Annotated in this window: 16 protein-coding genes and 1 pseudogene; 9 read left to right on the forward strand and 8 right to left on the reverse strand. The window is 70.1% G+C overall.

The annotated features are described in order from the left end of the window. Nucleotides 1–1113 (forward strand): mannosyltransferase YkcB-related protein (locus NBZ85_RS08575; protein WP_498041237.1); only part of this gene is annotated, 1113 nt, incomplete at its 5' end. Nucleotides 1114–1439: 326 nt separating this feature from the next. Here the strand turns inward: NBZ85_RS08575 and NBZ85_RS08580 are convergent. Then, on the reverse strand, nt 1440–1709 hold the full coding sequence (locus NBZ85_RS08580) for a hypothetical protein (RefSeq protein ID WP_261556767.1): 270 nt from the start codon (nt 1707–1709) through the stop codon (nt 1440–1442). A 56-nt stretch (nt 1710–1765) separates the two neighbouring features. Here NBZ85_RS08580 and NBZ85_RS08585 point away from each other — a divergent pair, with 56 nt between their 5' ends. After that, nucleotides 1766–2116, forward strand: a complete 351-nt coding sequence (locus NBZ85_RS08585) for a hypothetical protein (RefSeq protein WP_261561753.1) — start codon at nt 1766–1768, stop codon at nt 2114–2116. Nucleotides 2117–2258: 142 nt separating this feature from the next. Here NBZ85_RS08585 and NBZ85_RS08590 read toward each other — a convergent pair whose 3' ends face one another. Beyond that, nucleotides 2259–3419: a hypothetical protein gene (locus NBZ85_RS08590; protein ID WP_261556765.1), complete on the reverse strand. Its 1161-nt coding sequence runs from the start codon at nt 3417–3419 to the stop codon at nt 2259–2261. After that, entirely contained in the window at nt 3416–3766 is a 351-nt protein-coding gene (locus tag NBZ85_RS08595; RefSeq protein ID WP_261556764.1) for a hypothetical protein, read from the reverse strand. The genes NBZ85_RS08590 and NBZ85_RS08595 overlap by 4 nt, the downstream gene beginning before the upstream one ends. Nucleotides 3767–4414: 648 nt before the next feature. Here NBZ85_RS08595 and NBZ85_RS08600 point away from each other — a divergent pair. After that, complete coding sequence (locus NBZ85_RS08600; RefSeq protein ID WP_261556763.1) at nt 4415–5614, forward strand: ATP-binding protein; 1200 nt, start codon at nt 4415–4417, stop codon at nt 5612–5614. Nucleotides 5615–5690: 76 nt separating this feature from the next. Here the strand turns inward: NBZ85_RS08600 and NBZ85_RS08605 are convergent, their stop codons facing one another. Both NBZ85_RS08605 and NBZ85_RS08610 read right to left on the reverse strand, forming a co-directional pair. Continuing rightward, nucleotides 5691–7292: a cytochrome P450 gene (locus tag NBZ85_RS08605; RefSeq protein WP_261556762.1), complete on the reverse strand. Its 1602-nt coding sequence runs from the start codon at nt 7290–7292 to the stop codon at nt 5691–5693. A gap of 42 nt (nt 7293–7334) precedes the next feature. Continuing rightward, entirely contained in the window at nt 7335–7568 is a 234-nt protein-coding gene (locus NBZ85_RS08610; RefSeq protein ID WP_261556761.1) for a hypothetical protein, read from the reverse strand. A 282-nt stretch (nt 7569–7850) separates the two neighbouring features. Here NBZ85_RS08610 and NBZ85_RS08615 point away from each other — a divergent pair, with 282 nt between their 5' ends. Continuing rightward, nucleotides 7851–8594: a GAF and ANTAR domain-containing protein gene (locus tag NBZ85_RS08615; protein ID WP_261556760.1), complete on the forward strand. Its 744-nt coding sequence runs from the start codon at nt 7851–7853 to the stop codon at nt 8592–8594. Nucleotides 8595–8607: 13 nt separating this feature from the next. Here the strand turns inward: NBZ85_RS08615 and NBZ85_RS08620 are convergent, their stop codons facing one another. After that, nucleotides 8608–10017, reverse strand: coding sequence for a DUF2786 domain-containing protein (locus NBZ85_RS08620; RefSeq protein WP_261556769.1), 1410 nt, complete (start codon nt 10015–10017; stop codon nt 8608–8610). 242 nt (nt 10018–10259) lie between these two features. On the opposite strand from NBZ85_RS08620, the pseudogene NBZ85_RS33040 reads away from it, so the two are divergent. Then, nucleotides 10260–10469 (forward strand): annotated as a pseudogene (locus tag NBZ85_RS33040) (AAA family ATPase); the annotation flags it as partial. A gap of 85 nt (nt 10470–10554) precedes the next feature. On the opposite strand, the gene NBZ85_RS08625 reads toward NBZ85_RS33040, so the two are convergent. Continuing rightward, nucleotides 10555–11475 carry a hypothetical protein gene (locus NBZ85_RS08625; RefSeq protein ID WP_261561754.1) on the reverse strand — a complete coding sequence of 307 codons (921 nt, stop codon included), beginning with the start codon at nt 11473–11475 and terminating at the stop codon, nt 10555–10557. A 941-nt stretch (nt 11476–12416) separates the two neighbouring features. Between NBZ85_RS08625 and NBZ85_RS08630 the strand changes: the two genes are divergently transcribed. Genes NBZ85_RS08630 through NBZ85_RS08645 form a run of 4 tightly spaced genes read left to right on the forward strand, consistent with a single transcriptional unit; the run spans nt 12417 to nt 19187 of the window. Continuing rightward, nucleotides 12417–14072: an ABC transporter substrate-binding protein gene (locus NBZ85_RS08630; protein ID WP_261556768.1), complete on the forward strand. Its 1656-nt coding sequence runs from the start codon at nt 12417–12419 to the stop codon at nt 14070–14072. A 9-nt stretch (nt 14073–14081) separates the two neighbouring features. Next, nucleotides 14082–15170 (forward strand): ABC transporter permease, encoded by a 1089-nt coding sequence (locus NBZ85_RS08635; RefSeq protein WP_261556758.1) that lies wholly within the window; start codon nt 14082–14084, stop codon nt 15168–15170. Nucleotide 15171: 1 nt separating this feature from the next. Then, on the forward strand, nt 15172–18048 hold the full coding sequence (locus NBZ85_RS33995) for an ABC transporter ATP-binding protein/permease (protein ID WP_261561755.1): 2877 nt from the start codon (nt 15172–15174) through the stop codon (nt 18046–18048). Beyond that, on the forward strand, nt 18045–19187 hold the full coding sequence (locus NBZ85_RS08645; protein WP_261559930.1) for a dipeptidase: 1143 nt from the start codon (nt 18045–18047) through the stop codon (nt 19185–19187). Before NBZ85_RS33995 ends, NBZ85_RS08645 begins: the two co-directional genes overlap by 4 nt. 193 nt (nt 19188–19380) lie before the next feature. Here NBZ85_RS08645 and NBZ85_RS08650 read toward each other — a convergent pair. Then, a partial coding sequence (locus tag NBZ85_RS08650) for a type I restriction endonuclease subunit R (RefSeq protein ID WP_261561756.1) occupies nt 19381–22430 on the reverse strand: 3050 nt, incomplete at its 5' end.

Here is a 22430-nt window from a genome sequence, read left to right on the forward strand (position 1 = left end):
GGTCGCCGAACAGCCGGCCCCAGCCGGCTGTTCGGCGACCAGATCGGCGGCCAGGTCTCCTGGCTGATCCCGGGCGCGCTGATCGGGCTCCTCGGCGGCCTGTGGGTGACCCGGCGGGCGCCGCGCATGGACCGGGCGCGGGCCGCGCTGCTCCTCTGGGGCGCCTGGATGATCGTCACGTCGATCGTGCTGAGCTTCGCGCAGGGAACCTTCCACCCCTACTACACGGCGTCGATCGCGCCGGGCATCGCCGGGCTGGTCGGCGTCGGCACCTGGACGCTGTGGCGCGCCAGGCAGCAGCGGACGAGCCGGCTGCTGCTGGCCGCCGCGGTCGCCGCGACCGGAGCCTGGTCGTTCACCCTGCTGGACCGCACCCCGTCCTGGTATCCCTGGCTGCGAGTGGTGGTGACGGTGGCCGCCGTCGCCGCAACGGCGGCGTTGCTGATCCGGCGCGCGCTCGTCGGACGGATGGCCATCGCGGTCGCGGTCTGCGCAACCGTCGCCGTCCTCGGCGGCCCGGCGGCGTTCGCGGCCGTCACCGCCACGATCCCGCAGTCCGGGGGCCAGCCGACGGCCGGGCCCGCGGTCCGCGGCGGCCGCAGTGGAAACGGCGGTCCCGGCGGCTTCGCCGGCGCTCGCGGCTTCGGCGCGTTCGGCGGCTCCGCAGCGGCGGGCGGCCGACGCGCCGGAGGGTTCGGCGGGTTCGGCGGCGGCGCCACGAACGCCCAGCTGGCGTCGCTGCTGAAGGCCAGCCACGGCTACCGGTGGGCTGCCGCAGTGCAGGGATCCTCGGCCGCGGCCGGCCTCGAACTCGCCTCGGACACGTCGGTGATGGCCATCGGCGGCTTCACCGGGCGCGACCCGGCGCCGACCCTGACCCAGTTCGAAAACGACGTCCACGCGGGCCGGGTGCACTACTTCATCGGCGCCGGCCAAACCGGCGGCGCCGGCGGGTTCGGCGGGTTCGGCGGCCGGTCCGGCGGGCCGGGCGGCACGATCAGCACCTGGGTCCAGCAGCACTACAAGGCGACGACGATCGGCGGCGAGACCGTCTACGACCTCACCACCCCCGCGACAGCATCATCCGCCGGCCCGGCGCGATCGGGCACGTGATCCGAACCGTCCGGACACTTCGAGCGTGACCGCAAGTCCGCGCCCTGCCCGCCGACCGACCGATCGGCGGGCAGGGCCGGCCGGGAGATGGCATGGCTGGTCAGACGGTCCGGGCTTCGGGTCACCGGGCGACCTGGACGATCTATTGGCCAGATGCCACCGGCACGCACCCGACCGACAGAAATAATCTTCAGCCCCACAGGCCGCCTGATCAACCCTCGACGGACTTACGGGCCAGACCACTAAGCCACAAGCGCAGGCCGGGTGTGAGTCAGTCGGTGCCCTTGGGCGGAGTGGTGGGGCGTCCCGCCTGCGGCCGGGTCAGGTCAGGCAGGGTCTTCAGCAGTGGCCGTGTGGCCGCTGCGACCGTGCAGAGAGTCGACGATCTCTTCGAGGAGGAACTGGGCCTTCGCGTCGATCGGGCGGTCGCTGTAGACGGACTGGACGAGGTCGAGGCCTTCGTCGACGGTGGTATAGCCGAGCGTGCGGTAGAGGAACGCGATGTCGTCGGCGTCGGCTTCGACCCGGGACGCGAACAGCTTCATCGCGAGCAGATATTCGGCGGCGGCGTCGTCAACGGTCCGGAAGGCACTCAACGGATCCACATCCCCACACTACGCCGATGATCATGATTGTCGGGGTGCGCGACAAGGTGACGGCTTCAGCGGACTACGCCGGCGACAATTGTGAGGTGCCGAACCATCATGACCGCGCCGACATCGAGCAGACCGTCGATCTGCTCGTCGGCCGGCTCGTCGCCCGCATGCGCACCGAACAGGGCATCGATCTCACCCTCGGCCCGCGCGCCCGCGCCCGCCTCCTCGTCGAGCTCACCGCCGACCCACACCCCGACGACCACAGCATCGGCTCCGCACTCGAGGACATGCTGATCACCCCGCTCGATCAGGCCCTGAGCACACACCGCCCGACACCGTCGGGCACCCTGACGGTCACCGAACTGGCCCGCGAGTACGGCGCCTGGACGGTGACACTCAGAGGTTGAGGCGAGGGCGCCGAGCGGGCCCGCTGGACCTGGTCCCACCTCTGCGTCGCCTGCCACCACCACCAGTACGAAATCGGCCCCACCAGGTCGCAGGTCCAGGCATGGCACGCCGAGGTCTCCACTCTGGCCGACAGGAATGCGTTCACAGGTTCGCGCGGTCCAGGCGGTCCAGCAGACTGGGTTTGCGTGCGTGGTTCTGCCGGAGAGTGGCGCAGCGTTGGGTGAACTCGTGCGCGTGGACGTTGCGTTCGGCCAGGGCCTGCAGGTCGGTGAGGAGTGCGACGGCGGCGTCGTACTCGGCGGGTTTGCGTGTGCCGATCAGTGCGTCAACGCGGGCCCAGGCAGCCTCTTCATCGTGGGCCAGTTCGGCCAGCCGTCGCTCGGCGGCGAGGGCCCGGGCGCTTGCGCGGCGGGCTTCCTCCTCGGCCTGTTTCGCGGCCTGTCGGCTCTGCCGTTCAGCACGACTGCGCGCCGCGCCGTCCAGAAGATCGGCCACGGTGCGGCCGGGTGGAGTAACGACGCTCGGGGTGGTCTCGTCGCGGAATCGGCGCAGCAGTTCCAGCCGCACGGCCGCAGCGTGATCCTGGACGACGCGCAGGAGCAGCCGGTCCTTCTCTGCCATGGTCAACTTCGCCACCCAGACGGCGAGGCGTTCGGGATCGTCGGTAGTTTCGTCGAGGGGCGGGCTTGCCTCGGCCGCGACCGCGAGCAGGTCGTCGTCGAGGCGGAGGAAGTCGGCCAGCGCGCGCTGCGGTGCGGTGAGCGTGCGCAGCCCAGCAGGTACCGGTGGTTCGAGTTCGTCGTCCTCGTCCCGGTCGAAGGCGTCTTCGTCGCGTTCCCAGGTGCCGTACCCGGCCAGCCACGCCAGGTACAGCGCGCGATGGTCGCCGGCGGCGAGCTCAGCCCGGACGCCGATGATGGCGGACAGCGATCCCTGCGGCTCGAGGTCCCAGTCGCCGGAGTCGTCGTCACTCGTCAGATCGAGGACGAGGTGCTGGCCGGCGATCCGGGCCGTGACTCGGTCGCCGATGCAGTAACGCTCGGCCACCTCCAGATCGAGCAGGCTGCGCGGTAGACGGAGCAGGATGCGCCGTGTCCCCCAGTTGGCCAGATAAAGGTGCGCATCGTAGTAGCGGTCCACCAGCCGGTCCGGACTGCCGCGGAAGTCGCCCCAGTGGTACTCGTTGACGAAGCTGGTGGCGGTGATCCGCGCGCGGGTGGACAGCGAGCGCACGTCGGCCTGCGCCCGCGCGTCGAGCGGCCGGTCGACCGCGAGGAACTCGTAGTACTGGTACTCGCTCAACGCCCGTCCCGCGTGTCGGCTCCGGTGAACGGCGTCGCGCGGAAGCCCGAGTCGTCTCCCCGGTGGAAGAACAGGTGCCCGCTGAGCGCGCCGTCCTCACCCAGGGCGGCCCAGCCGCGCCCGCTGGCCTCATCGCCTTCATCGGCGCCGTCCCAGCTGAACTCGACGAGGGGCCGGCCGTCGCGCTCGGTGGAACGGCAGTCCATCCAGCCACGGACGGCGATGAACCCGAACTCGCCGGTCCCATCCCCGCCGAACTCAATGAACCCGGGCTCGACGAGGTCGATGGCCTCCTGATCCCACAGGTCCATCTCCACGATCCGCCACCGCCCGGTCAGGCTCGCCATCCGATCCTCCGTACTTGCCGTGGTCGGGTTACGTCGACTCCCGAAGATCCACTGGTAGGCCGCGGGCCACAGCATAGACAATCCCCGAGATCAGCGTTGAGCCGCGTCCGCCGGACGGGGCGGCCTACCGTGTGGCGGTGCTGAAGTGGGCGGCGCGGCGAAGAACGCCCCCGGCAGTGGCCGGAAGCCGAGGGCGTGAGCCAGGGGGTCGCGGGAGGAGCGCGCCGACGGCGACGACGCCGCCGCCGCGTTCGGACCGGTAGCGCGCCTGCCGCCGCTCAACCACCTCGACACCAGCCAGTGATTACGGCACGGAAGTGTCCGTGGCGGACGCTACGGTTGGCACGTGACGGTGCCTGCATGGGCAGCAGGTCGGCCGTCTCCGCCAGGAACTCCCGCTGGCTGCACTCCTGGTAGAACGGCACCGCTGCACTCCTGGTAGAACGGCACCACTGCGGGCCCGGCACCCTCCAGATCCGTAGATCAAAGCTCTCCAAATCCGTCATTCGTAGCCCTCCAGATCCGGAGTTTGAGATGCTCCAGATCCGTAGGTCACCTAGACTTCCGACTATGAGCGCGCGGCTGCACGGACTGGTACCGCGACGACTGGCATCGATCGTCGCGAGCAGGATGGCGGAGGAGCCCGTGGTGCTCCTCCAGGGTCCCCGGTCCGTGGGGAAGTCGACCCTGCTCAGGAGCCTCGCCGCCGACATCGGTGCGGAACTGGTCGATCTCGACGACCTGGCCGTCCGCGACGCGGCCACCAGAGATCCCGGGCTGTTCGTCGCGGGCGCCAACCCGGTCTGTATCGACGAGTACCAGCACGTCCCGATCATCCTCGATGCCATCAAGGCCGAGCTCAACCGCGACGGCCGGCCGGGCCGCTTCGTCCTCACCGGCTCGGCGCGGCACGAGGCGTTGCCCCGCGCCGCTCAGGCGCTCACTGGTCGCCTGCACCGGCTGCCCGTCTACCCGCTGTCGCAGGGTGAGCTCCGCGGAATTCACGAACATCTCCTCGACGACCTGTTCGCCGACCCGGCCGCCACCGTGGCCGCGGCCGCGGCCCGACCGTCGGACACCACCCGCGAGGACTACATCGACAGCGTCACCGCGGGCGGGTTCCCGTCGGCGCTCGCGCGGGCCTCGCTCACCTCACGCAACCGTTGGTTCGACGACTACGTCAGCCTCAGCCTCGAACGCGACGTCCGCGACCTCAGCAAGATTCGCCAGGCCGCCTCGCTGCCGGCCCTGCTCGAACGGCTGGCCAGCCAGACCGCACAGATACTCAACATCACCCGGGCCGCCTCGAGTGTCCGTCTCGACGAGAAGACCGCGCACAGCTATGTGCGGCTTCTCGAGGCGGTGTTCCTGCTGTACCGGCTGCCGGGCTGGGGCACCACGCTCACCACGCGGTCCACGGCGTCGCCGAAAATCCATGTCCTGGACTCCGGGGTTGCGGCCCGCCTGATGCGCCTGACCCCGCAGAAGCTGGCGGCACGCAGCCCGACCGCGTTGACCGAGTTCGGGCACCTGCTGGAGACGTTCGTCGTGACCGAGCTGCTCAAGCAGGCATCCTGGGCGGACTGGGTCGGCGGGGTCGGCCACTGGCGCACCCGCGACGGGGACGAGGTCGACCTCGTGGTCGAACGCGACGACGGGACGGTGGTCGCCTTCGAGATCAAGGCGGCCGGACGGGTACCGGGCGAGGACCTCGCCCCACTCCGCAAGCTCCGCGACGCCACCGGCGACGCCTTCGTGGCCGGCGTGGCGCTCTACCTGGGAGCACGGTCATACACGTTCGAAGACCGCCTGCACGTCATGCCCGTCGACAGAATCTGGGCTCCCTGACCTCCTCTCCGCCCTGAAGCTGAAGGCTGGATGTTCAGCGCCGCATTGACGTCCCGGTCGCTCCATCGGCCTGTGGTCAGCGGGTACGGACGTCCAGCGGCAGCCGGGTGGCGCCTACCATCAGCCACGGGTCGCGGTGCTCGACCGGTACGTCCGTGGCCACGGCGATCTCACGGTAGCGCTCCAGCAGGATGCCGAGGGCGATCCTCGCCTCCAGCCTCGCCAGCGGTGCGCCCAGGCAGAAATGGATTCCGTGTCCGAAGGTGAGGTGGGGGTTGGCCGGGCGGTGGATGTCGAAGCGGTCGGGATCCCCGAACACCCGCTCATCACGGTTGGCCGCCGTCAGCCAGGTGACGACGAGATCCCCGGCAGGTATCACCGCCTCGCCCACCTCGGCGTCGGTGGTCGCCCTCCTGGCCAGCCGCGGGAAGGGAGTACGTACCCGCAGCACCTCCTCGATCGCCGCGGGCAGCAGCGTCGGGTCCGCTCGCACCTGCGACGCGGTGTCCGGATGCTCGTCGAAGCACAGGACCGTGTTGCCCAACGTCGCGGTGGTGGTGACATGCCCGGCGAGCAGCAGCAGCCCGACGAAGCCGACGATCTCGGTGTCGTTGAGACGGTGTCCGTCGACCTCCGCCTGCACGAGCCTGCTGGTCAGGTCGTCTCCGGGCCTGGCCCGGGCGGCCCGGATACGGTCGAGGAGGTAGCCGTTCATCTCGCGCATCGTCGGCGCGGACCTCCGCACCGCCTGCGCGCTGAGCCGGGGCAGCGGGGTGTCCGGTTCGACGTTCCCCCGGTCGAACAGGGCGTCGGCCCAGCGCCGGAACACCGGCCGGTCGGACGTCGGGAGGCCGAGCAGCTCGGCGATCACCATGACCGGCAACGGATATGCCAGGTCATCGATCAGATCAAGACGCTCGCCGCGATCGCCGCCACTCGCGTCGAGCAGCCCGCGGGTCACCTCGGCGATCCGCGGGGCGAGCCCGGCCACCGTCCTCGGCGTGAACGCCTGGCTGACCAGGCCGCGCAGCCGGCGGTGCCGTGGCGGGTCCATCCGCACGAAGTTCCCCTGCTGGAACAGCTCCATGTCCTCCTGGCGCGGCATCAGATCGCCGAGGTCGGACGAGAAGGTCCCGGGGTCCGCCAGCACCCTGCTGCCTTCCGGGTGCCCGAGCACCTGCCAGCACTGCTGCCTGTCGTCGTGGTGGACCTGGCCGCGCCGGCGCGCCCGCTCCAGCCAGGCCAGCAGGTCCGGCAGCGAGTACGCTCGCACGTCGGTGGTGGGCACCCCCTCTTCGTCCCCGTCGGGCCCGCGCCCCACACCCGCGCGGCGAGATTCCGCGCAGCCACGGCATCCCCGGGACAGCCATCGAGTGATGAACCCGGGCTCGACGAGGTCTATGGCCTCCTGATCCCACAGGTCCATCTCCACGATCCGCCACCGCCCGGTCAGGCTCGCCATCCGATCCTCCGCACCTGCCGCCGTCAGGTCATGGCGAGGGATTCGACGAACCAGCCGGAGCAGAACTGGGCCGGCCAGCGCGGCCCGTTCGCCCGCAGCGGCCGCCGATTCCCACAGGACCTCGATCGGCCGGATGTCCACCGGGGCGATGTCACCCAGCCGCAGGGCGCCAAGATCGCGCAAGACGTCCGCGCCCGGCCGCGCCGCCGCGGTCATCATCCCCGTCCGCGGAGACGAATGAGGGAAGGGCGATACCGCTCAGCTCAGGCCGGTGGCTTCGCACGCGTCGGGCAGCGTCGGCCAGCCGGTGCCGAGCATCAGCCAGCCGTCGTGGCCGGCGAGACGGTTGGTCGGATCGTGGACCTTGACCTGCCAGCTACCGGCGCTGGTCTCCCGGGCATAGGCGGCTTTGCCGCGGTACGTTCCGTAGTAGCTGCCAAGATCTGTTGCCGGTTGGGCCCGCACTGAGGTGGGCACGTTTTCGGAGGGCATAGGTGGCTCCCGCGAGGAGGTCACCGGGGCACCCGGCAGTGAGCGGTCATGCTCGCGGGGTGCGGCGTGGGCGGCGATCCCCGACCCGGGTCGGCTGGTACTCAGCACTTTTACCGTACGCCCCCGCCGCCACCCGGGACTCCGAACCATCACCCTCCCACCTCGGGGCCATTGCCAAAAGTAACGGAGGTGCCTGGTCCGGCGCCTCGCGCGCTTCACTTTCTGGTCTACGGTTTGGGTCGCGGCGATGCTGGTTCGGCGCTGACCTGTTGGGGAGCTGCTGTGGACGAGGACGATCTGGCGGCGAGCCTGTCGGGACTGTCGGGGCTGTTGACGGGGCTCCGGCCGTTGCGCGAAACGCTGATCCAGATCGCGGAGCTCGCGGTTCAGGCGATTCCCGGGGCGGAGGGCGCCGGCCTGACGATGTTGGAGGACAACCGGCCCCAGACGGTGGTGGCCAGCGCCGAATTCGTGCGGGCGGCGGACGACGTCCAGTACCGGCTGGGCGAGGGACCGTGCCTGCTGGCGGTCGAAACGGGGCGCACGCAGTTGTCGGGGTCGCTGGGCGGGGAGGCGCGGTGGCCACGGTATGGCCCGCGGGTGGGGCGAATGGGCGTGCACAGTGTGCTCTCGCTGCCGTTGCTGCTGCCCGATCGGGTGGTGGGAGCGATGAATGTGTACGCCCATGCCAAGGACGCGTTCGGACCCAATGCGGTTCGGACCGGAGAGCTCTTTGCCCAGCCGGTGGCGGTATCGGTGCACAATGCCCAGATCCTGGCTCAGTCGCAGCGACTGGTCTCCCAACTCCAGGAGGCGTTGACAAGCCGCGCCGTCATCGACCAGGCGTTGGGGGTCATCATGAGCCGCACAGGCAGCGGCCCCGAGGAAGCGTTCGAGCGGCTGCGAACGATGAGCCAGACCCGGCATCTCAAGGTCGCGCAGCTGTCCCGGGTGCTGGTGGACGAGGCGGTGGGCCGCGCCCGTGCCCGGCAGGCCACCGGGGGCCTGGGCAAGACCGCTCCCTGATCCCTGTCGGTCACTAGCCGGGTCGGTCGGCGGTCACCTGGTCGCGGGTGTGCAGGGAGGCGAGGTCGGCGGCGGCCCGGCCGGACGCCCATCCCTCGCCGTCTGTCGCGCTCACCGACCGGGCGACGATCTCCGGGAACATCGCCTCGGTCGCCTCCCGGACGGAGTCCGTGCGGGCGGCGAGCACGGGCAGCAGCCGGCCGTCGCCCGCCTCGGCCGCGGCCTGCTCGCTCGCCTGCTCGGTCGCGGCCATCAGGCGCTGGCCGATACGGACCGCGAACGAGGCGAGGAACGACTGGCGGAACGACCGGGTGCGGGATCGTCCGGCCCGGTCCTGGCGGGACCCGGCCTTCATCATCGCCGTGGTCGCCTGGACCAGCAGCGACGTGTAGAGCAGTTCGACGGCGTCGAGATCGGGCTCGAAACCGACCACCGTCGCGAACCCGAGGTTCTTCGACCACACCGAACGGCACCGGTTCGCGTCGGCGACCACGTCGAGCAGGCTGGCCTTCGCCACCTCGTAGGGATTGTCGATGCCGACCCGACGGCCGGACGGGGAGTCACGGGATCCCGCCCCCGCCGCGAGCAGCGCCTCGTCGATGCTGTGCCGGGCCATCAGTTCCTGCGCCTTGGCGGTCAGCGCCTCGGCCTCTTCGGCGAACCCGGTCGACTCGGCCTTCGCCAGCAGCGCGCGGACCTTGTCGAGCATGCGCGGGTCGGTGCTCCGGCCGGACGTCGACCCGGCTGGCTGGCCGCCCCGGGCTCCCCGAGCATGGCCGTGGCCTGAGGTGTCACGTCGCGCGGCGCCCGGCGGGGGGCACAACGATTCGAGCTTGGGCAGGGTGTTCAGCAGGAGGAGCAGATCGAGCGTGTCGACGAGCACCTCCGCCCGGTCCCGGCCCGCCCGGTCACCCCAGGCATCCAGCCACGAGTCGTCTCGATCCCACCACACTGTGGCGTCGAGAGCCTCAAGCTGGGCCCGCCACCGCTCGTCGACGGTGGCGGGGGCGTACTGGCGCATCTGCAGGGCGATCGCGTCGACAGCGAGCCGCGCGAGGCGCTGCCCAGCCCGGCGGTTCACGACCCGGTGCAGGTCAACCGGCTGCCAGCCGTGCTGCCAGGTGGCCCCGACGACGCGGTCGAACCAGCCGACCAGGCATCGGTTGACGGCCCGGCGCCCGACCAGCCCGCCCGGCGCGGCGACCAGCGACTCCACGTACTCCGCCAGCGCCTCGTCATCCTCGGCGAGCCTGGCGTTCAACGCCGCCGCGACCAGCAGGTCGGCCGTCTCCGCGAGCAACTCCCGTTGGTTGCGCTCCTGGTAGAACAGCCCCTCGCCGGGCCCGGCGGCCTGAGCGCGGCCGCGGCTCGCGCGGGCCTTCTGCTTGGCCTTACGTCGTTCACGATTGCGGCTGCCCACCATCACCTCGCATGCTCTGGCGCCCCGGACCCACCTGCCGGCTCCGAGTAATTCAACCCTCGCATGCCGGCCGGGAGCAGGTCAGCAACGGGATACCTGTGCATTCGCGTGGTCTCGGTACTGGTCCGTCGAAGCTACCACTGGCTCAACGTTGCCGCCCGTCCCAGGATCATCGCGGACCGGTCAGGCCCGCCGAGTCTCGTCCTGACGGATCCGCAGCTCAGAGCCATCCAGATCTGTGACTCGTGATCCTCCATGGTCCTCGGTCCGTGGGGAAGTCGACCCTGCTCAGAAGCCTCGCTGCCGACATCGGTGCGGAGCTGGTCGATCTCGGCGATCTGGCCAACCGTGATGCGGCGGCCAGAGATCCCGCACTGTTCCTCACGGGCGCCGGCCCGGTCTGTATCGACGAGTACCAGCACGTCCCGATCATCCTCGATGCCATCAAGGCCGAGCTCAACCGCACAGAATCTGGGCCCCCTAGGCGATCATGGTGTTCCGCCGAACCGCGGCGTGCCGGCCGGTCAGTGGTGGGCCCGGTCAGCGGTGGAGCGCCGACTCGTAGGCGTCCAGACCCTCGTCGCCCAGGAGGTCGGCGTAGCCGTCCGGCGCGTCCACGCACGAGGTGTAATGGGCGGACCCGACCAGCTCGGCGAGGCGCCGACCGAGTTCGACCGGGTCGGGCTGCAGCTCGTCGCACAGCCGCAGATGCAGCGCCGCAAGAGGCTCGCCGATCTCCTCCGGCTCGATGTCGTAGACCTCTCTGGCGTCCTGTAGATGCCCGGCCAACCCGTCCCAGGCCGCGATCGCGTCCTCGACGACGCCGAGGAGTTCCGTGGTCGCCGGCCGAACCGCGAGGATCTCCAGTTCAGCCAGCATCCCCCGGCCCGCCTCGACCAGATCGTGCAACTGCCACCGGTGGTCGTCGACCGGAATCCTGTCGGTATCCCGCACCAGCCCGCGGATCCGCATCAGTTCCGTCGGACTCGGCGGCTCGAGTTTCCCGGCCCGCCGCAGCACCTTGGCCGCGAACAAGCGGTCCTCGGCCGCCTGCGCCACGACGAGCCGCACCAGCTCCGTCCGGGTCAGGCTCGCCGCCGCCTCGGCGACCAGCCGTCCCCGTTCCTGCCCGGCAGGCTCGGCGCCGCGGAGCGACGCCATCGACGTCCAGGTGATCCCCGCGTCGCGGGCGGCGAGCACCACCGCCACCGCATGCTCGCAGGGATCGCCGGTCATCTCGCTGTCCCGATCGCAGTCGACCACCAGGGCCCGACCGGCCACGGTGACGGAAACCTGCGTCCGCCCACCCGTACGCTCCGCGACGGCGGCACGAACCCCGCCATCCACGGGAGTCAGACCGCTCACCCGCCCCTGGGCGACGTGCTCCCGCCCGGCGGCGCCGACCCGAGGGCCGGCCGCCTCCAGCAACGCCTCAACATCCACCGCAACGGCCACGGTCACATCCAATCGCACCACCCAGACCAAACCACGATCACGGGCTTGCATTCCAGGGCGATGCACTGGCGCGGCAGGGCGACGGGCCGGGTGTCGGGGGCGGATGCTGGGAAGGCATCCACTTCCGCAGCACCGACATCACCGGCGCGGAACTCGGCCGGAGCGTCGCCTCCTACGACCCCCACCTGCTCGGACTTTCCCGATAACCATGCCTGCGAGGGCAGCCACCGGTTCTCCGGCCGAGCACGGCACCGTAGTTGGACGGGACACCGTAGTTGGACGGGACCGCCCGGACGATCGATCACGGAGGATACCCGGCAGCGCATTTTCGCAAAGTTCCCCATTCCGACTATTCTGGTCGAGTATGCTCAGCCAAGTCACGCGGCGCTCCCCCGGGCGACCGTGGCACACCGCTGGTGCATGTGCCCCAGGCGCGTTCACCTCGGTCGGCCGTCCGTCTTCACCGGAACCCTCATCGCTAATCTTGGAGAACGCGACATGTGGTCCGACTCCCCCGCGTCGCCGCCAGCCCGGCTGGTCCGCACGGCGGAAATCGACCTCATGCGTACCCACAGCGCACTGTGTTGCCGGCCCCTGTAACACCGTCGGGAATTCTGGCGCCGTCGGGAACTTCCACGCCGTCGGCAGGCAGCGGTCTCTCCGCGAAGTCCCGCCGACGCTGAGAAGTCCCGGCGTATCGCACCACTCCGGCGCACCCGAACCGACCCGTCCGGCCCGTCCGGCCCCGCACGGTTGTCGCGGGGCCGACGCGTATCCGTTCGGTCGGCACCGGCACCGACGGCGACGGCGACATCGGCCATGCGCCCTCTGTTGACAAGACCACCACCCCCGCCTGCCCGAGACCGGTGTTCCTCGCACCGCACGACATCACTCGGCCGCCCAGGCAAGCGGGAAAAGGTAGAGACGAAAGGCGTGGCGTGCTGAAGATGATTCCACGATCCACCTGGCGGCGGGCCCGGCTGGTCCCCGGCCTCGTCGGGACCTCCGTCGCGGTACTGCTCGCCGCCTGCGGCAGCTCCGGTTCCGCGAGCTCCTCACCGGGTTCCCCGGCGTCCTCCGGCCGTGGAGGAAGCGTGGTCATCGGCACCACCGACAAGGTGACCTCCCTCGATCCCGCGGGTGCCTTCGACGCGGGTTCCGGAACGGTGGCCGGCCAGGTCTACGCCAGGCTGCTGGAACGCCCCGCGGGCAGTAGCCGGCTGCGGCCCAGCCTCGCCACCTCGGCCGGTTTCTCGTCGCCAAGCGAGTACAAGGTGGTCCTGAAAGCAGGTCTGAAGTTCGCCAACGGCGATCCGTTGACCTCGGCGGACGTGAAGTTCAGCTTCGACCGGCAGCTGAAGATCGCCAGTACGAACGGTCCCTCCTCGCTGCTCTACAACCTGGGCAGTGTCGAGACGCCCGACGACACCACGGCGGTCTTCCGGCTGAAGGCCGCGAACGACCAGGTGTTCCCGCAGGTTCTGGCCAGTGGAGCCGGAATCATCGTCGACAAGGCCGTCTTCTCCGCGACCGCGGTCACCCCGGACGCGACGATCCTGGCGAAGAAGCCGTTCAACGGTCCATACACCATCAACACTTACAAGGCAAACGAACTGGTCCAGTTCACGGCGAACCCGAACTATCAGGGAGTGCTCGGGAAGCCGGGGATCAGCACCGTCAACCTGAGGTTCTTCGCGTCCGAGGACAACCTCAAGCTCGGCCTGCAGCAGGGTGACATCGACCTGGCGAGCCGGTCGCTGTCCATCACCGCTCTCGACGCGCTCGGCAAGGACTCGAAGCTCACCGTTTACCACGGTGCGGCGACCGGCATCCAGTACATCGCCTTCAACTACAAGACCCAGCCGTTCGGCACCGGCACGGCAGAGGCGGACCCGAAGAAGGCACTCGCGGTACGGCAGGCCGTCGCCCACGCCCTCGACCGCAAGGCCATCAGCAATCAGGTCTACCGGGGCACCTACGGACCGCTCTACACCTTCCTGCCCACCGCGGTCCCCGGCGGCAGCCCGGTCCTGAAGAGCCGCTACGGCGACGGGCAGGGCGGCGCCGACACGGCGAAGGCGGCCGACGTTCTCAGGGCCGCCGGGGTCAGCACGCCGGTGACGCTGCGGCTGCAGTACAACGTCGACCACTACGGGGCGTCGAGCACGGACTCCTTCGCGCTGATCAAGAGCCAGCTCGAAGCGACCGGCCTGTTCACGGTGAATCTGCAGTCGACCGACTGGGTGCAGTACAGCAAGGAACGGGTCGCGGACTCCTACCCGGCCTTCCAGCTCGGCTGGTACGCCGACTACCTCGACGCCCAGGACTTCTTCCAGCCGCTCTACGGCGACCACGGGTTCATCGGCAACCACTACAGCGATCCCGCGCTGATCTCCTTGATTGAGAAGCAGGCGACCACCTCCGGGGACGGCGCGCGCGACGCGCTGTCCCTGCAGATCCAGACGGCCCTCGCGGCGGAACTTCCCATCGTTCCGCTGGTGGAGAGCTCTCCGAGCGTGGTGGCTGACAAGAAGGTCAGCGGCATCCAGCAGGCGCTGGCCACAGGCGGCCTTCCCTTCGGGGCACTGAAGCCGGGTTCCTGATCCCCGACCATGACCACGCTCATCGAACCCTCCGTCGAGGGCGCCGAACCCGCATCGGTCGCCGCCGACGCGAAGGCCACCGGTCTCGGCCGCTACATCCTCGTCAGATTTCTGCTGATCTTCCCGACCGTGTTCATCCTGACCACCGCGGTGTTCGTCCTCATGCGGGTCATCGGGGATCCGATCACGGCGGCGTTCGGGGACCGGCTCACCCCGGACCAGCTGCACCAGCGGATCCACGCGGCCGGCTACGACCGCGCCATCCTCGCGCAGTACGGCGACTACCTCGCGGACCTGCTGCACGGGAACTTCGGCACGACCCTGACGGATCACGTCGCGGTGACGGACATGCTGCGGACCTACGGTGCCGCGACCCTGGAACTCGTGGCCTACTCGCTGGTGGTGGCGCTGTTGCTGGGTCCGGCACTCGGCACGCTGGCCGCCCGGCTGCGGGACCGCGGGGTCGACGCCGGCCTGCGGATCTTCGCGGTCCTGAGCTACGCCACGCCGGTGTTCTTCCTCGGACTGCTGCTGAAGCTGGTCTTCGCGCTGTGGTGGGGATGGCTGCCCGTCTCCGGCCGGCTCTCCACTGCACACGAGATCGCGCTGGACAGCCACGGTGGCGCAAGCGGCATCCTGCTCATCGACACGATTCGGTTCGGCGACGGGTCGATGGTCGTCGACGTCCTGCGGCACGCGGTTCTTCCCGCGGTGACGCTGGGGCTGCTCAGTACGGGAATCTTCCTGCGGCTGTTCCGCGCCAACCTGATGAGCACCCTGGACGCCGAGTACGTCGTCGCGGGACGTTCCCGCGGGGTCGGGGAGTACCGGCTGACGACACGCCACGCCCTCCGGCCCGCGCTCATCCCGATCATCACGGTGATGGGGCTGCAGATCGCCTCGATGCTCAGCGGTGCGGTGCTCACCGAGACGACGTTCGAATGGAAGGGCCTCGGCTACGAACTCACCCAGTACGTGCAGGCCAGGGACTACGTGGCGGTGCAGGGCATCGTCGTGCTCCTCGCCGTGGTCGTCGCGGTCGTGAACTTCCTCGTCGACGTCCTCGCCGCGTTCGTCGACCCCCGGGTGAGGTACTGACATGACAGCGGTGCCGCACTCTCCCGCCCGCCCACGCCGGCGCCGGACGTCGATGCGCCGCCTCGTCGCCGGTAGCGGCGGATACCAGCGGGGCATGGTGGTCGCCGGCTTCGCCATCACCGGTGCCGTCGTCGTCGTGGCCCTCTTCGCGCCGCTCATCGCCCCGTACGGCTACGGCCAGGTGCAGGACGCGGGGACGTACTTCGGCTCGCAGCACGGACCGTCCGCCCACCATCTGTTCGGTACGACGGTGGGCGGCTACGACGTGTTCTCCCGCACGGTGTGGGGTGCCCAGACCGCGCTGGAGGTGATCGTCGCGGGAACGGTGGCTGCCCTTCTCCTGGGAACGGCGCTGGGCCTCGTCTCTGGTTATCTCGGTGGCCGGCTCGACGGGACTCTCGTCATCCTCACCGACGCGATCTTCGCGTTCCCGCCGCTGCTGTTGGCGATCGTGATGTCGATCGGTGTCGGGGGCGGCCGGTCGGGACGATGGAACGGGATACTCGCCACCGCGGTGACCGTCACGATCCTGTTCGTGCCCCAGTACTTCCGCGTGGTCCGGGCCGAGACCATCCGGGTGAAACACGAGCCGTTCGTCGAGTCCGCCAAGGTCGTCGGCGTCCCGCGCGCCCGCATCCTGCGCCGGCATGTTCTGCCCAACGCGACCCGCACGCTCCCCCTCATCGTCACGCTGAACGCGGGCGGCGCGGTCATGACGCTGGCGGGGCTCGGCTTCGTGGGTTTCGGCATCGAGCCGACGTCGGCCGCCGAATGGGGCTACGACCTCAACCGCGCCCAGTCCGACATCTCCGCGGGAATCTGGTGGACCGCGGTGTTCCCCGGCGCCGCCATCGTGCTCACCGTGCTCGGGGTCACCCTGCTGGGTGAGGGCCTCAACGACATCCGCGACCCGCGGCTACGGGCCCGGCGGGGCGCCCGGCGAACCCGGCGCGCGCCCCGCTGGTTCCCCCCGCGGGCCCGCCTCGACGGCACCACCGGGACACCCCCGTCGGCCGGCACATCCACCACGGCCGGCACATCCACCACGGCCGGGAAGCCGACGTTCCCGGGTGGACGCGGACCGGTACCCGGCACCGCACGGGACGACGAGCTGCTGGCCGTCGACGGGCTCAGCGTGACTTTCGCGACCGACGCCGGCGAGGTCAGCGCCGTCGAGGACGTGAGCCTGCGGGTGCGGCCGGGTGAGATCGTCGCCGTGGTCGGCGAGTCGGGGTCGGGCAAGAGCGTCACGGCGAGAACGATCCTCGGCCTGCTGCCGGAGACCGGGCTTGCCCGCGGAAGCGTCCTCGTCGGCCGGCAGGACGTGCTGCGCGCCGGTCGGCGGCAGCTGCGGCGGATCCGCGGCCGCGACATCGCCATGATCTTCCAGGAGCCGTCGACCGCCCTGAACCCGGTGTTCCCCGTCTCCTGGCAGATCGCCGAGGGCATCCGGGCCCATCGCATGCGCGGCGGATCCGATGGATCCGGCCGGCGCGGCGGCCACGGGCGACCGAACCGGCGGCAGGCTCGGGAACGCGCCGTGGAGCTGCTCGACCTCGTCGGAATCCCCGAGCCACGCCGGCGGGTCGGCCACTACCCGCACCAGTTCTCCGGCGGGCAGCAGCAGCGCATCATGATCGCCATGGCGCTCGCCCTCGACGCCCCGCTGCTCATCGCGGACGAGCCCACCACCGCCCTGGACGTCACGGTCCAGGCCGAAATCCTCGACCTGCTCCGGGAGTTGCGCGACACCCGCGGCACGTCCATCCTGCTGATCACCCACAACATGGGGGTGGTCGCCGACCTCGCGGACCGGGTCCTGGTGATGCGCGAGGGCCGGCTGATCGAACAGGCCGACACGGTGAGCCTGTTCCAACATCCCCGGCAGGACTACACCCGCCGGCTGCTGGCGGCGGTGCCCCGCATCGGCGGCGGGCAGCCGACCCCCACCGGGAGTCCCGCCCCCGCCGGCAGCGCCACTCTGCCTGCCAGCGCCAGCGCCACCGACGACGACGAGGCCGTTGTGCGGGCGCGCGACCTTGTCGTCGACTACCCGGGCCGGCTCGGGCAGCCGTCGTTTCGCGCGGTTGACGCGGTGAGCTTCCAGATCTCCCGCGGCGAGGTGCTCGGCCTCATCGGCGAGTCGGGTTCCGGAAAGACGACGATCGCACGCGCGGTCGCCGGACTCGTCCCGGCGAGCGCGGGCAGCCTGCGGGTGCTCGGCGCGCAGCTGGTGCCGGGCGGGCCGGACCGCTCCCTGCGGCGCCTGCGCAGGGACATCGGCTTCGTCTTCCAGGATCCGGCGACGTCGTTCAACCCGAAACTGACGATCGCCGCGTGCATCGCCGAACCGATCGTCGTCCACGAGTCGCTTCCGCCCGCCGAGGTGCGCCGCCGTGTCGACGACCTGCTGGAATCCGTCCACCTCGGCGCCGGCTACGGCGATCGTTACCCGCACGAGCTCTCCGGCGGCCAGCGGCAACGGGCGAGCCTGGCCCGGGCGCTGGCACTGCGCCCCCGCCTGGTGGTCGCGGACGAGCCGACCAGCGCCCTCGACGTCTCCGTCCAGGAGCGGGTGCTGGAGGTGTTCCGGACGCTGCAACGGGAGCTGGGCTTCGCGGCCCTGTTCATCAGCCACGATCTCGCGGTCGTCGATGCCCTGGCCGACCGCGTCGGCGTCCTTTACCAGGGCAGACTCGTCGAAGAGGGAGCCAGGCACACCGTGCTCACGAACCCGTCGCACGACTACACCCGGCGGCTGCTCGCCGCCTCACCGGTGCCGGATCCGGTCGAGCAGGCGGCCCGGCGCGTGGCCCGCGGCGCGGACCGGGGAACCGGACCACGGGCCCCGCGGCAGGCCATCAGGGCTTCGTCGTGACGGCCGCCGCGGAGCTGGCCTCGCTGCGGATCGTCGACGGCCACAACGACCTGCCGATCGCACTGCGTTTCCTGCGCGACGGCAGCATCGACGATGTGCTGACCGGGTTGCCGGAGCTCGCGACCGACATTCCCCGGCTGCGCGCCGGGCAGGTCGGCGCGCAGTTCTGGTCGGTGTTCGTGCCGACCGGACTGGAACCGGACGCGGCGGTGCGGATGGTGCTCGAACAGATCGACCTGGTCCACCGGCTCGTCGGCCGGTACCCCGAGGCTCTCCGGCTCTGCCGCACCGCCGGGGAGGTCGAACGGGCCCGCCGCGACGGGCGTATCGCCTCGCTGGTCGGAATGGAGGGCGGCCACGCGATCGCGGACTCCCTCGGCGTCCTGCGGATGATGGCGAGCCTCGGCGTGCGGTACCTGACCCTCACCCACAACGATGGTCCGCCCTGGGCGCAGTCCTGCCGGGAGGACCCCGGCACCCACGGCCTCACCGACCGCGGCCGCGAGATCGTCGCCGAGATGAACCGACTCGGCATGCTGGTGGACCTGTCCCACACGGCGACCGCCACGATGGCGGCGGCACTCGATGCCAGCGCCGCCCCGGTGATCTTCAGTCATTCGAGCTGCCGGACGGTCTGCGATCATCCGCGAAACGTCGACGACACGACGCTCGCCCGGCTCGCCGGCCAGGGCGGCCTACTCATGATCACCTTTGTCCCGGCGTTCCTGTCCGCCCGTTACGCCCGATGGGAGGACACCGAGAACCGCCGGAAGGCATCGCTCGGCCTGGCCTCACCGCTGGCGGTGCGGGATGCCCGGGCCGCGGACACCCCCGCCTGGCGGGATCTGCGCCGGTGGTACGCGGCCAATCCCGCGCCGGAGATCGGCGTCGACGAGGTGGTCGCCCATTTCAACCACGCCCGCGACGTTGTCGGGGTGGAACACCTCGGCATCGGCGGCGACTATGACGGCGTACCGGCGATGCCGGCCGTTCTCCACGACGTGTCCACCTACCCGCGGGTGCTTCAGGCGCTGCACGAGGCGCACTGGTCAATCGCCGATCTCGACGCGCTGACCTGGTCCAACTCCATCCGGGTGCTGCGCGACGCGGAGCTGACCGCAGCACGCCTCGCCTCCTGAGGCTGTCCGCTTACCCCGCCCCCTGATACACCGGCGGCTGGCGTTGGCGGCGGAGGCGCGTTCGTGGGGCACACGGTCAGTCATTCCGGCTTCCCCGACTCCTCCGACTCCTCCGCCACGCCGCATCCCCCGATTCCGACCAGCGGTTACAAGTATGGTCCTACCCCACCGCAAAGGGCGACAGGTGGGGTGGTTATTGGCCGGTGGTAGATCCGCCGGTTTCCTTGAGCATCTCGGCACGCAGGCGGGCGAGGGCCTCGTCGCGGGCCGGCTGGGTGATGATGCGGTAGGCGCGTTTGCGGGCGGCCTCCTTGATGGCCTTCTGGAACTCGGCGTTGTCGAAGTAGAGCTTCATGAAGTCGGTGTTGCGCTCGGCGTTCTCGGCAACGATGTCGTCGAGCCGGTCGTCGGCGACCTGGCCGAAGCGGTCCTCGTCGTTCATCAGCGCGATCTGCTGCATCTGGGTGTTCTCGACGAGGCCGAGAACCTGCTGGTAGACGAGGATCTGGTCGGAGGTGCCGAGGCCCAGGCCGAACCGCTCGTTGAGCTCGTTGATGACCGTCGCCAGCGTGACCATCTCCGGTTCGGCGAGGCCGCCGGCGCCCGCCGCGTGGCCGCGGACGGCGCGGTCGCCGACGGGCGACAGGGACACGTTGTGCCGGCCGGTGGGTTCGATGCGGTAGTGGGTCAGGTCGGCGTCGCCGATGTCGACCGACGTCGCCGGCCGGCCGGGCAGGCGGATCAGCAGGATGCGGCCGTACTGGTAGAGCCGTTCCAGGTCCGGGTCGCCCCAGTCGACGATCTGCGCGATGAGGCTGTAGGCACGGGCGTAGTCGGTCAGCGCCCTGCGGAAGCCCTCGCGTTCGTCGTCGGTGGGCAGCGCGGCGAACCGGTCGAGCGCGGGCTGGAGGTGCTGGTGGAGCTGGGCGTGCAGCTTGCGCTCGGCGGCGTCGGTCATCCGGTCGGGGGCGGCCTCGGCCAGTACCCGGATGAACGACTCCATCTCGGCGGCTTCGAGCAGCTGGTAGTCCATGACCTTGCGCTGCCGGTCGTAGAGCAGGTTCGGGTCGGCCGGCGGCGTGATCGTCGTCTCGTACCAGTCCTTGAACGACTCCCGGATGGCTTCAGCGTCGTTGACGAAATCGAGGATCCGGATGTCGTCCTGGGACTTGAGCGGGTGGATCCGGTTCAGCCGTGAGAGCGTCTGCACCGCGGCGATCCCGGTCAACTTTTTGTCGACGTACATTCCGCACAGCAGCGGCTGGTCGAAGCCCGTCTGGTACTTGTCCGCGGCGACGAGAATCCGGTACTCGTCCTGGTCGCGGCTTCCCGCATGCAGATCATCGGCCCGGGTGTAGCCGAACCTGTCCGGCAGGTGGCGTTCGGGGAAGCCGTTGAGCTGGGATTCGGTGAACTCGACGCCGGTGGCGCCATCTTCCAGTTTGTCCGAGAACGCGACGAGGGTGCCGCAGTCGGTGAACCCGCAGCCTTCGACGAAGCTGCGGATCGCCTGGTACAGGTCGAGCGCCTGCTGACGGCTGTCGGTGACGACCATCGCCTTCGCCCGTCCGCCGAGCCGGCCGGAGATGTTGTCCCGGAAGTCCTCGACGATCAGGCGCGCCTTCTGCGCCACCGCCGTCGGGTGCCGCTCGGCGAACTGGACCAGCTTGCGCTTCGCCTTCGTCTCGTCGACCTCCGGATTGACGATGCCCGAGTCCTGCTGCTCGATCGCGGCGTTGCGTAGCCGCCACTTCGTCTCGTAGGTGAGGTAGTTCGCCAGGACGTCGAGGATGTAGCCCTCTTCGATCGCCTGCCGCATCGAGTAGACGTGGAACGGGACCTTCATGCCCTGCTCGCCGGTGTGCGGGTTGGTCCGCTCCGGGTCGAGGGTGCCGAACAGGTCCAGGGTGCCGGCCTTCGGGGTGGCGGTGAACGCGAAGTACGACAGGTTCGGCTGCTTGCCCCGCACCCGGGTCTGGTAGGTCGCCTCGTCCTCACCCTCCTCGCGGGTGGCGTTCGAGCCGACGCCCTGCTTGAGGTTTTTCGCCGTCTCGCCGCCCTGCGACGAGTGCGCCTCGTCAATGATCACCGCGTAGCGATGGTCCCGCACCTTCATCCCGGCGGTCTTGTCGAGGACGAAGCCGTACTTCTCCTGCGTCGAGATAATGATCTTTGAGGTGGCGTCGCCGAGGGCGGCAGCGAGCTGCGCGGAGTCCTTGTCGATCTTCTTGACGACGCCGGGGGTGTGGTCGAACTGGTAGATCGTGTTCTGGAGCTGGCGGTCGAGGATCACCCGGTCGGTGATGACGATCGTCTTGTGGAACACCGGGCGGTTGTCGGCGTCGAACAGGTTCGACAGGCGGTGCGCGAGCCAGGCGATCGTGTTCGACTTCCCGGAGCCGGTCGAGTGCTGCACCAGGTAGCTGTGGCCGGCGCCGTTGTCCCGGGCGTGCGTGACCATCTTCTGCACGGCGTCCCACTGGTGGAACCGGGGGAAGATCCGCGCCAGGTCGTGCACGCTGGCCTTCGCGCCCTTCTTGTCCGGCGCCTTGACGTGCAGGAACCGCTGGAGGATCTCCAGCCAGTTGTCCCGCTGCCAGACCTGCTCCCACAGGTAGGCCACCGCGTACGAGCCGGGCGCGGCCGGTGGGTTGCCGGCGCCGCCCGAGACGCCCGGACCGTTCGAGCCGATGTTGAACGGCAGAAACTCGGTGTCCCGGCCCTTCAGCCGGCTCGCGACGAACGCCCGGTCCGGGTCGACGGCGAAATGGATCAGGGCACGCTTGGCGAAGAACAGCTCCCGAGGGTCGCGCTCCTCGCGGTACTGGCGGATCGCGTCGTCGGCGTTCTGGCCCGTGTTCGGATTCTTCAGCTCGACCGTCGCCACGGGTAGGCCGTTGACGAACAACGCCATATCGAGTGACCTACCCGGGTTACGGGTGCTGTAGCGGACCTGGCGGGCGACCGTCAGCACGTTGGCGTTGTACTCGGCGAGCGCGTCGGCGGCGAGTAGATGGCCGGGCCGGAAGTACGCCAGGTCGATCAGCACCCCCCGGTCCCGCACCCCCTGCCGCAGCACGTCCAGCACCCCACGCGCATCCACCTCCGCCGCCACCCGCTGACAGAACTGCCGATGCGCCACCGCCCGATCGCCGTACAGCTCTTCGAGCCGATCCCACTTCCGCGGCTGCGTCGCCCCGATGAACCGGATCATCTCGGCGGTATCAAGCCCCAGCTCCGCGC

The organism is Frankia tisae (genome assembly GCF_025403405.1).
GTDB classification, from domain to species: Bacteria; Actinomycetota; Actinomycetes; order Frankiales; family Frankiaceae; genus Frankia; species Frankia tisai.